General features: G+C 48.1%; 16 protein-coding genes. 12 read left to right on the forward strand and 4 right to left on the reverse strand.

Annotated features, from left to right (window positions below; translation table 11 throughout):
- Window positions 1–89: 89 nt before the first annotated feature.
- The 9 genes from apbC (at window position 90) to COW15_RS01505 (ending at window position 7,077) form a co-directional block, all read left to right on the forward strand.
- Window positions 90–1,205 carry an iron-sulfur cluster carrier protein ApbC gene (gene apbC, locus COW15_RS01465; protein WP_293629148.1) on the forward strand — a complete coding sequence of 372 codons (1,116 nt, stop codon included), beginning with the start codon at window positions 90–92 and terminating at the stop codon, window positions 1,203–1,205.
- An 11-nt stretch (window positions 1,206–1,216) separates the two neighbouring features.
- Window positions 1,217–1,855 carry a uridine kinase gene (gene udk / locus COW15_RS01470; RefSeq protein WP_293629078.1) on the forward strand — a complete coding sequence of 213 codons (639 nt, stop codon included), beginning with the start codon at window positions 1,217–1,219 and terminating at the stop codon, window positions 1,853–1,855.
- Window positions 1,856–1,886: 31 nt separating this feature from the next.
- A complete protein-coding gene (gene dcd, locus COW15_RS01475; RefSeq protein WP_007648611.1) occupies window positions 1,887–2,468 on the forward strand; it encodes a dCTP deaminase in 582 nt (193 codons plus the stop codon).
- A 3-nt stretch (window positions 2,469–2,471) separates the two neighbouring features.
- Window positions 2,472–3,281: an aminodeoxychorismate lyase gene (gene pabC, locus COW15_RS01480; RefSeq protein ID WP_293629084.1), complete on the forward strand. Its 810-nt coding sequence runs from the start codon at window positions 2,472–2,474 to the stop codon at window positions 3,279–3,281.
- Complete coding sequence (gene mltG / locus COW15_RS01485; RefSeq protein ID WP_293629086.1) at window positions 3,278–4,288, forward strand: endolytic transglycosylase MltG; 1,011 nt, start codon at window positions 3,278–3,280, stop codon at window positions 4,286–4,288. The genes pabC and mltG overlap by 4 nt, the downstream gene beginning before the upstream one ends.
- Window positions 4,285–4,914: a dTMP kinase gene (gene tmk / locus COW15_RS01490; protein WP_293629087.1), complete on the forward strand. Its 630-nt coding sequence runs from the start codon at window positions 4,285–4,287 to the stop codon at window positions 4,912–4,914. Before mltG ends, tmk begins: the two co-directional genes overlap by 4 nt.
- Window positions 4,908–5,864, forward strand: coding sequence for a DNA polymerase III subunit delta' (holB, locus tag COW15_RS01495; RefSeq protein ID WP_293629088.1), 957 nt, complete (start codon window positions 4,908–4,910; stop codon window positions 5,862–5,864). Before tmk ends, holB begins: the two co-directional genes overlap by 7 nt.
- A 6-nt stretch (window positions 5,865–5,870) precedes the next feature.
- The gene (locus COW15_RS01500; protein WP_293629090.1) at window positions 5,871–6,197 is read left to right on the forward strand and encodes a PilZ domain-containing protein; all 327 of its coding nucleotides are present in this window, start codon (window positions 5,871–5,873) and stop codon (window positions 6,195–6,197) included.
- A gap of 91 nt (window positions 6,198–6,288) precedes the next feature.
- A complete protein-coding gene (locus COW15_RS01505) occupies window positions 6,289–7,077 on the forward strand; it encodes a YchF/TatD family DNA exonuclease (protein WP_293629092.1) in 789 nt (262 codons plus the stop codon).
- A 268-nt stretch (window positions 7,078–7,345) separates the two neighbouring features.
- Here the strand turns inward: COW15_RS01505 and rsmF are convergent, their stop codons facing one another.
- Window positions 7,346–8,806 (reverse strand): 16S rRNA (cytosine(1407)-C(5))-methyltransferase RsmF, encoded by a 1,461-nt coding sequence (gene rsmF, locus COW15_RS01510; RefSeq protein WP_293629094.1) that lies wholly within the window; start codon window positions 8,804–8,806, stop codon window positions 7,346–7,348.
- A 223-nt stretch (window positions 8,807–9,029) separates the two neighbouring features.
- On the opposite strand from rsmF, the gene COW15_RS01515 reads away from it, so the two are divergent.
- Complete coding sequence (locus COW15_RS01515) at window positions 9,030–10,256, forward strand: spore maturation protein (RefSeq protein ID WP_293629096.1); 1,227 nt, start codon at window positions 9,030–9,032, stop codon at window positions 10,254–10,256.
- Window positions 10,257–10,398: 142 nt separating this feature from the next.
- Here the strand turns inward: COW15_RS01515 and COW15_RS01520 are convergent, their stop codons facing one another.
- Genes COW15_RS01520 through COW15_RS01530 form a run of 3 tightly spaced genes read right to left on the reverse strand, consistent with a single transcriptional unit; the run spans window position 10,399 to window position 14,276 of the window.
- Window positions 10,399–13,038 carry an MlaD family protein gene (locus tag COW15_RS01520; RefSeq protein ID WP_293629097.1) on the reverse strand — a complete coding sequence of 880 codons (2,640 nt, stop codon included), beginning with the start codon at window positions 13,036–13,038 and terminating at the stop codon, window positions 10,399–10,401.
- Window positions 13,025–13,642, reverse strand: a complete 618-nt coding sequence (locus COW15_RS01525) for a paraquat-inducible protein A (RefSeq protein WP_293629099.1) — start codon at window positions 13,640–13,642, stop codon at window positions 13,025–13,027. The genes COW15_RS01520 and COW15_RS01525 overlap by 14 nt, the downstream gene beginning before the upstream one ends.
- A 1-nt stretch (window position 13,643) precedes the next feature.
- The gene (locus COW15_RS01530) at window positions 13,644–14,276 is read right to left on the reverse strand and encodes a paraquat-inducible protein A (protein ID WP_293629101.1); all 633 of its coding nucleotides are present in this window, start codon (window positions 14,274–14,276) and stop codon (window positions 13,644–13,646) included.
- Window positions 14,277–14,481: 205 nt separating this feature from the next.
- On the opposite strand from COW15_RS01530, the gene COW15_RS01535 reads away from it, so the two are divergent.
- Together COW15_RS01535 and COW15_RS01540 are read left to right on the forward strand one after the other, a co-directional pair.
- A complete protein-coding gene (locus COW15_RS01535; protein ID WP_037458805.1) occupies window positions 14,482–14,781 on the forward strand; it encodes a YebG family protein in 300 nt (99 codons plus the stop codon).
- Between the two features lie 17 nt (window positions 14,782–14,798).
- On the forward strand, window positions 14,799–15,257 hold the full coding sequence (locus COW15_RS01540) for a GAF domain-containing protein (protein WP_293629103.1): 459 nt from the start codon (window positions 14,799–14,801) through the stop codon (window positions 15,255–15,257).
- The last annotated feature ends 132 nt before the right edge of the window (window positions 15,258–15,389 follow it).

Below are 15,389 nucleotides of genomic sequence, written 5' to 3' on the forward strand. Positions count from 1 at the left end.
AAAACCTGAGTCAATTGAGCTAAATCTGCGCTAATGTTTTTGTCATTATCTGGTACACTTGGGCAAATTTATTGGTGGGGGTAATGCTTTTGTCTTCAACTCAAACTGATTATCGTTTAAATGACGATCTTCTCGGGCCTGTTCTGGCTATTCTCGATGCATATATCGACCCGTATTTAGGTAACGGGTTAGTGAGCGCAGGATGCGTGAATAAATTGGCAATAGAAGGTAAGCGTTTGCAGCTTGGTTTAGTCTATCCATACCCTTGTATGACCCAATATCGTGATACTGTGATGGCGCTGACCAACAAGTTAGCGGTACTCGATGCTATCGATGAAGTCGAATGTGAAATCGATTTTCAGCCTAAAGTGTACTCAGCGTTATCTTCTATCGCACCGATTGCCAATGTGAAGCAAGTGATAGCCGTGGCGTCCGGTAAGGGCGGCGTGGGTAAATCGACCACGGCGGTTAACCTTGCCTTAGCACTCGCCGCAGAAGGCGCGCAGGTTGGGATCTTAGATGCCGATATTTATGGCCCGTCCGTTCCCTTAATGCTGGGCATCCCCAACTTCAGACCCGTTTCCCCCGATGGTAAGCATATGACCGCCGCCAGTGCCCATGGTATTGCCGCCCAGTCGATAGGCTTTATGTTAAGTGGTGATGAAGCGGCGGTGTGGCGCGGACCAATGGCCGCGGGCGCGTTAGCGCAGCTGCTCAATGAAACCCAATGGCCAGAGCTGGATTATTTAGTGGTCGATATGCCACCGGGCACTGGGGATATTCAATTAACCCTGTCACAAAAAGTGCCGGTGAGCGGCGCGGTCATTGTCACGACACCACAGGATATCGCCCTAGCCGATGCTAAAAAAGGCATCACTATGTTCCAGAAAGTGAACATTCCTGTGCTGGGTATCGTCGAGAATATGAGTTTCCATTTATGCCCAGAGTGTGGCCATAAAGAACACCCCTTTGGTACGCACGGTGGCAGTAAAATCGCCGAGCGTTATCAAGTTCCACTGTTAGGCGCCTTGCCGCTGCACATCAATATCCGTGAAGCCATGGATGTCGGTGCACCGACAGTGGTAGCCGACCCCGACAGTGAAGTCGCGGCGCTTTACCGGGAAATAGCCCGTAAAGTGGGCGCCGAATTGGCACTTAAACAGAGCCAAAAAACAGTTTCTATTAGCGTATCAGATGACGAGTAAGGTTTAAGGGTATGAATTCTCAGCAGTGTGTCATTATTGCAATTGCTGGCGCGTCAGCATCGGGCAAAAGTTTAATTGCCAAAACGATTTTTGACGAATTACGCCGCGATTTAGGCACAGATCAAATAGGGGTAATTAATGAAGATGCGTACTACCGCGATCAGAGTCATTTATCCATGGATGAACGGGTATTAACCAATTACGATCATCCAAAAGCGTTGGACCACCAACTGCTATGTACCCATTTACAGTTGCTTAAGTCTGGCGAAGCTGTTGATATCCCTTGTTATAGCTATACCGAACATACTCGTACGGCTGAAACCGTGACAATGACACCTAAAAAAGTGATCATTTTAGAGGGCATTCTGCTGCTGACCGATCCTAAATTGCGTGCATTGATGGATGCCAGCGTGTTTATGGATACGCCGCTGGACATTTGTTTCCTACGCCGTTTAACCCGTGATGTGGCCGAACGTGGCCGCACTATGGACTCAGTGATTTCACAGTACAAGAAAACCGTACGTCCTATGTTCCTGCAATTTATTGAACCGTCAAAACAATACGCTGATATTATCGTGCCGCGCGGTGGTAAAAACCGTATCGCGACCGATATTTTAAAGACTCGTATTCAACATCTACTGGCAAAATAACGACATAAAAACTCAGGGAGTAAAAGGCAAGATGCGCTTAACCGATATCGAAATTGAACAGGCCCTTGATAACGGCACTATCGTTATAGAACCTCGCCCAAGCACAGATGCGATTTCTGGCGTCAGTGTGGATGTGCGCTTAGGTGGGCAATTTCGCGTCTTTAAGGATCATACCGCGCCTTTTATTGACTTGAGTGGTCCGAGTGTTGAAGTGCAGGCGGCGCTCGATCGAGTGATGAGTGAAATTATCGAAATCCCCGATGGCGAAGCCTTCTTCCTACATCCCGGTGAACTGGCGTTAGCCGTGACCTATGAGAGCGTAACGCTGCCCGCCGATATCGTCGGCTGGCTCGATGGCCGCTCATCACTGGCCCGTTTAGGTTTAATGGTGCACGTGACGGCGCACCGTATCGACCCGGGTTGGCAGGGTAAAATCGTGCTCGAATTTTACAACAGCGGCAAGTTACCTTTGGCACTGCGTCCACGTATGACCATAGGCGCGCTTAATTTTGAACGCTTAAATCATGCAGTTGCACGCCCCTATAACACTCGCAAGAGTGCCAAATACAAAGATCAGCAAGAAGCGGTGGCTAGCCGTATCAGTCAGGACTAACCCTTGATTTGGGTTAATGGGGTATCACAGGCAAGCATTGCACCTATGGACAGGGGACTTGCCTACGGTGATGGCCTATTTGCAACCATGCGAACGGGTGTTGAGGGGATTCTGTTTTTCGAGGCCCACCAAGCGAGATTAACCGCAGGTGCCGCTAGACTAGGGTTTGACTGGCAGATGAGTCCAGCCCTTGCCGAGCAGCTCGTTACTTTAGCCTTGCAGTATCCACACCACTGCATCAAACTCCTCATCACTCGAGGCGTGGGTGGCAGAGGTTATGCGCCACCTGATCAGGTTCAGGCGACCGAAGTCGTTTCAGTTCATCCTATCCCGGCCCATTATGCCGCTTGGCAAGCGCAGGGCATTCGCCTTAAAACCTCCCCAGTGCGTTTAGGTCACCAGCCTTTACTGGCGGGGATAAAACACCTTAATCGCCTCGAGCAAGTGTTGATCCGATCCCAGCTATTGCCTGATGGATATGAGGATTGGTTGGTGCTGGATTGTATGGGTAGGGTGATTGAGTCTTCAATGGCTAATATCTTCTTTATTAAGGGCAACCAAGTGGTCACACCGCCACTTGATCTCTGCGGTGTCGCGGGTGTGATGCGTGAGCAAGTTATGTTAGCCTTACTTACACAGCAGATGAATATCGATTGTTTGCCCTTTGGCGCCGAGCGTTTAGTGGAGTTTGACTCGGCATTTATCACTAACAGTGTCTTAGGCGTCGTGGATGTGTTGGCGATTGATTCGCACAACTTCAGCCGTTCTCCTTTGACTGCAGATCTTAGACGAACACTTTCACTCTCACTATGAAAAAACTCATTATCATCGCCAGTTCAACCCTGTTGACCTTGCTCACCTTAGCTTGCTTGGCTGGCTATTGGGGCTACCAGACTATTATCGATTACAGCCAAACCCCACTGGGCTTAACTGAACCCAAAGAACTCACCATCGCCCGTGGCACTAGCGTAAATCAGTTAGCTTCACAGTTGGAGGCTGACGGGGTGATCAAGACAACGTGGAAACTTAAGTGGTTACTCAAGTTTCGCCCTGAGCTGGCAAAAATCCGCACCGGCCTGTATGAGATGGCACCATCACAGACCATTGTCGATTTACTCAATGATTTAGTGGCGGGTAAGGTTAAAACCTTTAGTCTGACTCTGGTCGAAGGAAAAACCATTGCCGAGTGGGAGCAACAACTCGCCAGCGCGCCCCATTTACAATTGACCCCTGAAGTATTTAGCGCCGTATTGATGGAGCAGGGGGATGACTCAGCACTGCCCGAGGGCAAGTTTTTCCCCGATACTTACCATTACACCGCTGACAGTGATGCCAAGGTGCTGCTAACCCAAAGTTATCAAATGATGGCGCAGGAACTCGCCAAAGCCTGGGCGGAGCGTGTGCCTGGTTTACCGCTAAAGTCGCCTTACCAAATGCTGATCTTGGCTTCGATTGTTGAAAAGGAAACCGGTCAAGCCTTCGAGCGCGAACAAATAGCGGGTGTCTTTATCAATCGACTGAATCTTGGCATGAAATTACAGACGGATCCGACAGTCATTTACGGCATGGGAGACAGATTTAAAGGCAATATCACCCGTAAGGATTTAGTCGAAGATACGCCGTTTAACACCTATCGTATTTTCGGTTTGCCGCCAACACCGATTGCTGCGCCCAGCAAAGCTTCCTTACTTGCTGTGTCTAAACCCGCTAAGGTGAGTTACTTATATTTCGTGTCGCGCAACGATGGCACTCATGTGTTTTCGAGTACCTTAGAAGAGCATAACCGCGCCGTCGATATTTATCAGAGAAAGAAAAAATGACCCAAGCATCCGCCAAATTCATCGTTGTTGAAGGACTTGAAGGCGCTGGTAAATCGAGTGCAATCGCCCTTATTCGCGATTTTATCGAGAAGCACACTGGTCTTGCCCCTGTTTGTACCCGTGAGCCGGGGGGCACGCCACTGGCCGAACGTATCCGCGACTTAGTGAAAATTGCCGATCCAAGCGATCCCCTGTGTGATGAGTCCGAATGCCTACTTATTTATGCCGCCAGAGCCCAGTTGATCGCCAATGTGATCAAACCAGCCCTTGCGCAAGGAAAGTGGGTGCTTGGGGATAGGCACAATTTGTCCTCCTTAGCCTACCAAGGTGGAGGGCGCGGCTTGATGCCCTTAGTCGAAGCCGTCAGTCACGCGACCCTAAAAGGCTTTAAGCCCGATCTGACGCTTTATCTCGATCTCGATCCTAAGCTTGGACTTCAACGCGCCGCGAAGCGGGGCGAACTCGATAGAATCGAGCAGCAAGCGATTGATTTTTTTGAGAGGGCTCGGGCAACTTACCTTAGACTTGCCAGTGAAGATGACAGCATCATCGTTATCGATGCGAGTCAAACCATGGCCGAGGTTCATAAGGATATCTTGGCCGTGTTACAGGCAATGGCATGGTAGCCAATAACGGCTTTGATGTGTTAACCCTACCTTGGCTTGATGTGCCAAGGCAGGCATTTTTAACACAGTTACGATCTCACCAAATACCGCATGCTCAGTTAGTAGGGATAGATTCTGCCTATGGTGGGGAATTGCTGAGTGTGTTTATGGCCCGCGCCGCCATGTGCCTGCAACCTAAGGCGGTGGGAGCCTGTGGTCTATGCAAGTCGTGTCAATTATTCGATGCGGGGAATCATCCCGATTTCTATCAAATTGAAGCCGATGGCAACCAAATCAAAGTCGATCAAATTCGTGAGCTTTGTATGCGACTCACTGCGACGGCGCAGCAAAGTGGTCGACGTGTGGCGATTATTCACCATAGTGAGCGGCTTAACTCTGCTGCCGCGAATGCGCTACTTAAAACCCTCGAAGAGCCGGGTAAAGACACCTTACTGCTGTTACATTCAGATACGCCCGCACGTTTAATGGCGACGATCAGTAGTCGTTGCCAACGACTTTCCTTTGTGGCGCCGTCTAACGCTTTGATCAAAAACTGGTTAATTCAACAATGCCAGATCCAGGAGGACGTGACTTGGTGTTTGAGTGTGGTGGGTGGCCCATTAAAGCTGGCCGAAAGTTTGTCTACTGAGGGTGCTCAACCGAGCCGTTATCAGGTTTTGCTGCAATTTCGCAAAGATTGGGCGCAAAGTTTGTCGTCCGGTCATCTGTGTGCTAGTTTGTTAACAATTAGTGAACAACAAATAATTGATGCACTTAAGGTTTTATACCTGCTTTTACGACAAATTTTATTGAAGAACAGCCACCAAGATGCGTTTATCCAGGCGCAAATAGGGAGTTTGGCGGCAAAGATCATGGGAATGTGTCATAGCTTAAGTACAATGCCGACCGTCAATTATTTGGGCTTGTGTCAAAGTTATGTCTTAGAATATAAAGAAATAACAAATAAGTAGCATGCCATGGTAGATCTCGTCGTTAATTTTGATACGTTACATCAGCTGTACCGCGCCTATATGCCTTTTATTAAGCCCGCGGGCTTGTTTGTCACAACCAGTGAGAGCCACTATCTAGGTCAGCCACTGACCATTGCCTATCGTTTGCCTGGGGCGACTACCACCAATGAATTTCGTGGTGTAGTAGTATGGATCAATCCCTTAGGTGCTTCGGGTGGCCGTCCTGTGGGTATTGGCATTAAAATTGTTTCTGAACCCGACAGTCATAAACACCATATCGAAAAGCTGCTTTCCCGTGAGCTTGCTTCTGGTGATTTAACCTGCACTATGTAGCTTTTGGGAGCGTTAGGGCGCTAGGCATTTGACCTCGATCCCTTGGCTGGGTATCCTTGTCGTCCTTTTGTTATTCAGCTTGGAAATCCCTGTGCTTATTGATTCACACTGCCATCTCGATCGCTTGAAAGCGGCGCCCGATCAACAAACCCTAGAACATATTCTGGCCAGCGCGAAAGCCCGTGGCGTGGACTATATGTTGTGCGTCAACGTGCGCCAGCAGGGATTTGAATCGATGCGAGATAAAGTTGCAGCCTTCGATCAGGTATTTTTATCATCGGGCGTGCATCCATTAGACGTTAAAGAAGGCCTCGATGTTGAGCAAATTCGCCGCTTTGCCACCGATCCTAAAGTGGTCGCGATTGGGGAAACGGGTCTAGATTATTTTTATGCCGACGAAACTAAGTTGCTGCAACAACAATGCTTTGAGCAACAGATTGCCCTCGCGGTCGAAGTGAATAAACCTTTGATTGTTCATACCCGTGATGCACGTGAAGATACTATCACTATGCTTAAGCAGGGCAACGCGGATAACGTTGGCGGCGTACTGCATTGCTTTACTGAAAACTGGGAAATGGCGAAAGCGGCGATAGACCTTGGTTTTTACATTTCAGTATCAGGCATAGTCACCTTTAAAAATGCCGGTGAACTGCGTACCGTGATCCGTAAAGTGCCGCAGGATCGCCTGCTGGTTGAAACGGATTCGCCCTATTTGGCGCCTATTCCACACCGTGGACAAGAAAATCAACCCGCCTATGTGCGCGATGTGGCTGAGTTTGTGGCCGAACTGAGAGGTGAACGTTACGAAGCGCTTGCCGAATATACGAGCAATAACTTCTTTAATTTATTCAAAGATGCGGCGCGTTTAGTCGGCCGTTAGCTTCAAATGCTTTGCCCCTCGCTATGGGATTGGGTGATTGCCAGCACTGAGGCATAAAGGCTGAGGCATAAAGGCATTGGCATAAAAAAAGGCCCAAAACGATTCAGCTGTTTGGGCCTAGGGGAATGGCTCGTTGAGGAGCCGTGCGCTACAGGTGAAAGCGCCATGCAGTGCGCTTTACAATAGACTCAGTGTAGTTGAGCTTTGACCTTAGAGGCATTTTCTCCTTCCCCTTTTTTAGGTTATTTATCGCTAAAAAACAGCAGAACTATAACGATTTTGTCTGTTCCGGCAGCAGTAACACTTTATCTTTCACTAAGTCTCTGGGCAGATTGTTTTTTAACTTATTGCCTAAATGTTTCGCCATGCCTAATGGTGCGCCACCATAACAGACGATCACTTCACCTTGGGCTTTGCCTGCGGTAGCTAAGGGAATATCCCGTCCCATCAAATATTCTTTCGCTTCAACATCGCTCACATCGACCGTTTTTGCCGCTGGGCTAAGCTGTTTTCCTGCTAACGCGATAATCGCTTCATGGCGGACTTTAAAACCGTGCTTACTGTTATCGGCGAGTTTAATACCAATACGTTGAAAGCGCATACGACCGATAAAAGCGTTGAATTCATGCGGAAATAGCCAGAATTCATCATCGCGAACCATGATGAGTTCGTCTGGTAAGCTGATGCCTAAATCCTGCTGAAAATAGTCTTTTATCCCTTGGGCTTGTTTCACTGATGCTGGGACAAAGGGGAAATTTTTCTGCAATGTAGGCTCTGGCTGTAACCGTGGCACTGAGAAGGTTTTGGTTAATTTTGCGACGAAAAAACCTTCACTGTCGTAAATCTGCGGCCAGACATGCAAGAAGCCTTCGGCAGTCGTGGCTCGCTCAGCGCCATTAAATAAATCACTTAAGGATTCAAATTGCACGGCATCGCCATAGACTTGCTTTAAATACTCGCACACGCCTTGGTTTTCGAGGCGGTTCAAGGTGCAGGTTGAATAAACTAAACTGCCGCCGGGTTTCAGGGCGAGAAACGCCGATTCGATTAAGGCTTTTTGGGTTTCGCTAATCGCCAGTACATCGTCTAGGCTCCAGTGTTTTAGCGCATCGGCATCTTTACGCACTGTGCCTTCACCGCCACAGGGTGCATCGATAAGCACGGCATCGAAACTTTCGTACAGGTATTCGCCAAAAACACGACCATCGAAGTGGGTGAGAGCGCAGTGGCTCGCACCCATGCGCAACACATTGGCGTGCAATACTTTCACGCGGCTGGCGGAATATTCATTAGCGACTAATAAGCCTTGATTATTCATTAACGCCGCCATTTGAGTGGTTTTAGAGCCGGGCGCGGAGGCGAGATCGAGCACACATTGCCACTTTGCACTAGTCGTAAATGCACTAGGCGTAAAAAGTGCGGTCGGTGGCAACATAGAGCTGGCTTCTTGAATGTAGAATAGGCCCTGAATGTGCTCTAAGGCATTGCCGAGTTGTTCTTCTTCATCATAGCTGATCCAAAATCCGTCTTCACACCAAGGAATAGGATCAAACGTCCAGCCCTTAGGTTGCATCAGAGTCTTAAAGTCGTCGCTGCTGATTTTTAAGGTATTGACCCGAATTGAACGTCTAAGCGGCCTGTCGCAGGCGGCAATAAACTCGTCCATGGATAAATGGGCTGGGAGTTCCTGGGTGATTGTATCGATAAAATTTTGATTTAATTGAACCATTGATTTCATTGAACCATAGGAAAATAGACTGTGTATCAACTGGCGCCAGTATACCATAATCCCTTATTGGGTCTGAGATTTTATCCCAAGTGCCTCAGCGGTTTTGGTGATTTAAGGTTTATGCACTGGCGATTTCTGCAATATTGGAATACGTCGCCATAACGCTAGCACTCAGTAGCTATAAGCTTATAGAATAAAAACAAATAAAAATAAGGGGATTGGCGTGCTGAATCGCGTGTGGTTGGCTTTTTTTATCACGGCATTGCTGGCTATAGCAGTGCAACTGTTCAATGGACATATAGAAGTATTATCGGCTTCGGTCGCGGCATTATTTGCGAGTGCTAAGCTTGCCGCCGAAATCTCCCTTGGACTGATTGGCGTGCTTTCCCTGTGGATGGGGTTGATGCAGGTGGGTGAGAAGGCCGGAGTAGTCGGCGCCATCGCCTTTGTGTTTGAACCCTTACTGCACCGCTTGATGCCGGAAGTGCCCAAGGGCCATCCCGCCTTTGGCAGTATCACGATGAATTTAACGGCGAATATCTTTGGCTTAGATAATGCCGCCACGCCGCTTGGTTTAAAGGCGATGCAGGATTTACAGAGTTTAAATCCGTTAAAAACCGTGGCGACCAATGCACAAATCTTATTCTTAGTACTCAATACTTCCTCTGTGACCTTAGTGCCTGTGACGGTATTCCTTTACCGTGCCCAGCAAGGTGCAGCAGCGCCTGCGGATATTTTCCTGCCTATTTTACTGGCAACTTCCGCTTCGACTCTGGCTGGCTTGCTGGTTGTGGCGTTAGTGCAGCGGATTTCATTATTAAACTCAGTGGTGCTCGGTTATGGCGCCTTGATGCTCTCTGGCTTAGTGGCGAGTGGCTTTTATCTGATGACCTTAAGTGCTGAGGCCATAGGTACAGTGTCGACGGCCATGGGCAATGGGGTGTTACTCTTACTCGTATTTGCCTTTGTGCTGGTGGCGGGCATTCGTAAGGTGGCGGTTTATGATGAGTTTATTGAAGGAGCGAAGGCGGGTTTTGCCCAATCTATCCAACTGATCCCTTATTTGCTCGCCATGTTATTAGCCATAGGTTTACTGCGCGCATCCGGCGCCTTGGATTATCTATTGCACTTGATTGCCAGCGGCGTGCGGATATTGGGTTTCGATAGCCGTTTTGTCGATGCTATGCCGACTGCGCTGATGAAACCTTTCAGTGGTTCAGGCGCTAGAGCCATGATGTTAGAGACAATGGATCACCACGGCGTCGATTCCTTTGCGGGGCGTTTAGCGGCGATTTTTCAGGGCAGCACTGAAACGACCTTCTACGTCCTCGCCGTGTATTTTGGCTCTGTGGGTATTCGCCATGGTCGCCACGCCTTAGCCTGTGGGTTAACCGCGGATTTTGCGGGGATCAGCGCCGCGATTGCCGTTTGTTATTGGTTCTACGGTTAACAGGATTGCAAGGGTCTTGAGCACCTGTAATGTACCAATAACATTGCGAGAAGCTAAAAATCAATCAGGCGCATTATGCGCCTGATTGATTTGTAAGAGCTTTAATATTAGGAAGTTGGTATAAGTAATTTGATGAAAAGAATTACTGGGCTGGCGCCCATTCCTGCCATTCGTTTTCAGCTTTGTGTTGTAATCTAAATACCGTTCCCGTCGCTAAACGGTTACCCTCTTGAGTCGTGTCCTTAGTCGCGACATTGATGCCGCCAGCGAGTAAGGTTTCTAGCGAGCCCGCTTCAATCTGCGCACCCGAGAAGAGACCGACATCGACTTTAATCCCAGAAGCATCCCAGAACTGACTGCTTTGATTCACTAAGTGGCTGTACTGCGGCTCGATATGGGCCTGCATCAATACACTATTACCCTGTGTCGACAGGCGATAACCGTCGATTTGACCGACTTTAATACCACGGAAGAAAATTGGCGTGCCGACTTTCATCGAGCCTAAGTTGGTATCTTCTAAGGTGAATTTAAGCGCATCTTCGGCAACATTGGCATAGCTGCTGGCGGCGAGGCTGACAACAAAATGTGTCGTTTTTTGACTGCTTGTACCCGGCAGCACACCGATATAAGGGCCAGTTAACAAGGTTTCTGGCGCTTTAATTCCCGCCAGAGAAATTTGCGCATCCACTAGATGATATTCGCAGTCGCTGCGGCTGAAATGTTCGGCGTATTCGCCGTAGAGATAGGCCGTTGCAGTGAGCGTATTGAGATCGTCATTGAGCTTCACCTGTGAGACTTCACCCACTTGATGACCTTGATAGCGGATCGCTGCCTTGGCCGTCAGTTTGCTGGAGACGGGTAAGGTGAGGCGAATTGCCTGCGCCTGCGTTAATGCCAGTTGCTTGCTCTCATAGAGTTTTAAGTGGGCTGCATTGCTCACTTTGTCCTTGCTATCAAGTAGTCCCAGACTGATGCTGCCCTTTAATGCCCCTTGAAGCGGCGCGACTGCCACATCAATACCGGCAAGACTGGCGCTGATATCGACGGCGCTGTTACGCCAGAACACATGGGGCTTTTTCAGCAAGGGTTGGAATTGCTTGTCGATAGCGAGCTTGATGGCGAAGTCTTCGGTCTTACTTTGCCAGTTCACTGAGTCCACTGTCCCAATTTGCATCTTTTTATAGTAAATCGGTGAGCCTTGGCTGACATCGGCGCCATCTTGACTGATTAAGGTCAGATGCACTTGCTGCTGGCTAGCATAAAAGGCCGTCGCTGCCTCTACTGAGCTAAACAGTGTGAGGGCGTTGTTGGCGGCGAGTGGCGTATCACTGTGGCCCTGGACCAAGCTCACCGCACCTTGAGTGAGCGTCGTAAAGTCCCTTGCTTTGACTGAAACGCCGTCGAGTGATGCGTTTACCGTTAATGCTGACTCAGGCACAAAATAACTGTCGCTGCGGATTAGGCTAGCAAACTCAGGTTGTAGCTCGAGTTGATATTCCACCGCCGATAAGTCTTTGGTTAACTTAACCGCAAGCACTGAACCAATGGGGATTTGCTTGAAGCGAACTTCGGCGCCCGCCGAAATACCCATGTTCTCGGCCGAGGTTAAGGTCAAGAGACGCTTCTTCGATTGCAGTAAGTCAGGCGCCTTTGATTGCAAGGCAAAACTGCTTGGCATAGCTGTTTTTGTATTAATGCCCGGTAGGAAGTTGATCACGCTGCCCGTCAATAAACGCTCTGGATTTTTAATACCAGAGAGGGAAATATCGGCACCTTCAAGCCAAAACACGCCGTCGTTAGTTAACAGTGACGCGTATTGAGGTTCAAACTTAGCCACGGCCATTACGCCATTAGCGGTGAGTTGCTTGCTTAAAATACTGCCAATATTGATGCCGCGATAAACGATACGAGTGCCTTTATCGACACCGTTAGCGTCAGCCATGGTCAAATTTATTTCTATGCCGCCAAGGGCGGTGGTTTCTGAATCATAAAGCGAAAAAACGTCGCCGTTTTTGGCAATATCCGCGTTATCGTCAGAGCTAAAACTCACACCGCCAGCCAGAATGGATGCCAAACTCTCAGAGCTGACTTTAACGCCTGTCAGTGATGCATCAATTTTAACGCCGGAGACGTTCCAAAAGTGAGAGTTTTTCTTCACTAATCGCGCGTATTGTTCTTGAATAAAGGCGCTGATGATGACTCTTTGATTACCATCTAGACGATAGCTGACCACGCTTCCAACCGGAATTTGGCGGAAAAATATGGGTGAGCCAACATCCAACGAACCGAGTTTGTCTGAGGTCAATTCGATCATCACCCCCTCAGAGCCCACCTGCATGGGTGGGGGTTGCCGCTCTGCCTCAAAGAAAGCCGTGGTGTTACCTTTACCCGGTTGAATGGCAATGTAGTTACCCGAAAACAGCGCATCTAAGCCTTCAACGCCAGTGATACTGGCTTTAGGGGTGACTAACCAAAATAAGGTTTCTTTATTTAAGAAAGGCTTAGCACGGTAGTCCATCATGACTTTGACATTGACGCCCTTGAGATCCTCATCGATACCTATGTCTTTGACTTTCCCAACGGTCAAGCCTTGGTATTTGACTAAGGTTTTACCCACATCAATCCCAGTTGCGCTCGGAAAATGGATCTGAATTTCAATGCCCGATTCTTTTATGCTCTTTATTCCCAACCATGCGCCGAGGGCGAGCGCAACAATGGGAAGTAACCAAATAGGCGAAAAGAGTTTTTTCTTTACAACTTTTGGCGATTCAATTTGTGTCATCTTGAGGTTCCAATCGATCCCAGAGTAAACGAGTATCTAATACTTTTGCGGCAAGCTGAGTCAGCAAAATAACCAAGGCAAATGCCGTCGCCGCGGGTGCGGGTTTGGCATCGAGCAACTGCCCCATATTGACGAGGGCAACAGTGAGTGAAATGACGAATAGATCGAGCATGGACCAACGGCCGATCCACTCGATCACATGAAATCCCACCATCAACTTCTTTTTTGAAATCGGCAGATTAAAACTGATCGCGCACAGGTAAGTGGCAAGACCGATAATTTTAACCCAAGGCACTAAAATACTGGCAATAAACACGATAATGGCGATGGGTAGCATGTCGGAATGCACTAAATGGACAATGCCGGAAAAAATCGTGTCATGGCGCACTTGCCCCTGATTTGTGAGCATAGTGATAGGGTATAGATTGGCGGGGATCAGCAAAATTGCCGCTGTGATGAGTAACGCCCAGCTTTTTTGCAAACTGGCATAATCACGGACCTGCAGTGCTGACTCACAGCGTTGACAATGGGTGCGGTCGCTCGTATTGAGTTGCCGGCAAACGCGGCATAAACATAGACCTAAGTCGATTTCTTGTTGTTTCATACTAACGATGACCATCCAATAGCGTCCACATATGCTCGAGATCGTACTCCCGTTGTAAAAACAGGGTCACGAGAAATAGCATAGTGAAGCAAAATGTACCCATTCCAAAATAAATATCCGAAAAATCGGAGAGTTGGAACGACGAAACTAAGAAACTGATGACGTAGATTTCCAGCATAGTCAATTGAGAAAGCAGCCCTTGCAGCTTTAATAGCTGCTTTAAACTGCGACGCCAAAAGGCAATTGAAAGTCCCCATTTTACAATCAATATTTGTGCGAGTATGGACAGGATAAGCAAGCCTGGGCCGATAACGGCCGCCGCGAGCACGGCCAAGCCCACAACCCAATAACCTTGGTCAAATACGGCGAATGCGCCTTGGAAAACCGTTGTAGTGCGAATGCTGCCTAAGAAATGGATCTCTAAAACGGGCAAAAAATTGGCTGGGAAATAAAATATCAATGCTGTGACACACAAAGCTAACATACCATTGACTGAACAGTATGGCGTGTCATAAAGAGCTGTGCTACAACGCGGGCATAGGGCTCTAACCCCAGACGGTAGGGCTCGTTTTCGAATTGCCAAGTCGCAGGAACGACAGAGGATTACAGAGTTTTCTGCAGTATTTTCATGCATATAAAAATATTAACTTAGCCCCAACATCGCTGCAAATATGTGAATAGCCGATAAAAGCCAAAGAGTAAGCACCAAAACCTTAAACACTTAGGCTCAGCTTATAACTAAAACGGCCTAATAATATCAGATTAATCAGAACACTTGCATCACAACTTCAATCTATGTCATTCTGCGCACTGTATATAAAAACAGTGCGAGGGCAGTCATGGCAGTTATTACACAGTTTGTCGTGGTAAGAGAAGGGGTTGAAAAGATGACATTCACATCGAAAAAGGAGGCTGATGCCTACGATAAGATGCTCGATATCGCTGATAACTTGATCCCCTTCATCCAAAAAGCGGAATTAGGTATCGATGAAAGTCTGAGCGAACGACTCGCCTTCTATTTTGCTAACAATAAAGATGAGCTGACGAACTTGCTTAAAGGCGTGGTTCAGGTTAATAGTACGCCAACAAATCAAACCGCAGCGAAGAAAGTGACCAAAAAGGCGGAAGCTGCCGAATAAAGTTGTTAGGAAATGTAATGAAATCTAAATTTTACGAGTCATTGAATCGCCAAACTCTCGCCCTCTTAGAAGGGGAAGATGATTTGGTTGCAGCCATGGCTAATTTTTCTGCCTTACTCAATGACAACCTTCTTGAACTCAATTGGGTCGGGTTTTATGTGATGCGCGGTGAGCAACTAGTATTAGGCCCGTTTCAAGGTAAAGTGGCTTGTACACGTATTCCGTTAGGAAAAGGCGTGTGTGGTACGGCGGCCTTTACTAATCAAACCCAGCGAGTCGCCGATGTGCACCAGTTCGATGGTCATATTGCCTGTGATTCTGCCAGTAATTCGGAAATTGTTGTGCCGGTCAGAGCCCAAGGTAAGGTGATTGCTGTGCTCGATATTGATAGCCCTGTCTTCGACCGATTCGACGAAGAGGACCAAAAGGGGCTGGAATTACTGGTTAAAAGCTTCGAAAGCTGCCTATTTGGTTAATTTGCGTACAATAACGCATAATTCATGGTCGCAATCGGTAGCGTGCGCCTTATAATATGCGCTTGCACCGATTAAGCTTACGCTGATGGCGATGTCATCAATAAGCTTGATATGTTAAGCCGCAAAAAATTG

Origin of the sequence: Shewanella sp. CG12_big_fil_rev_8_21_14_0_65_47_15, assembly GCF_002783505.1 — a bacterium.
Lineage (GTDB): Bacteria > Pseudomonadota > Gammaproteobacteria > Enterobacterales > Shewanellaceae > Shewanella.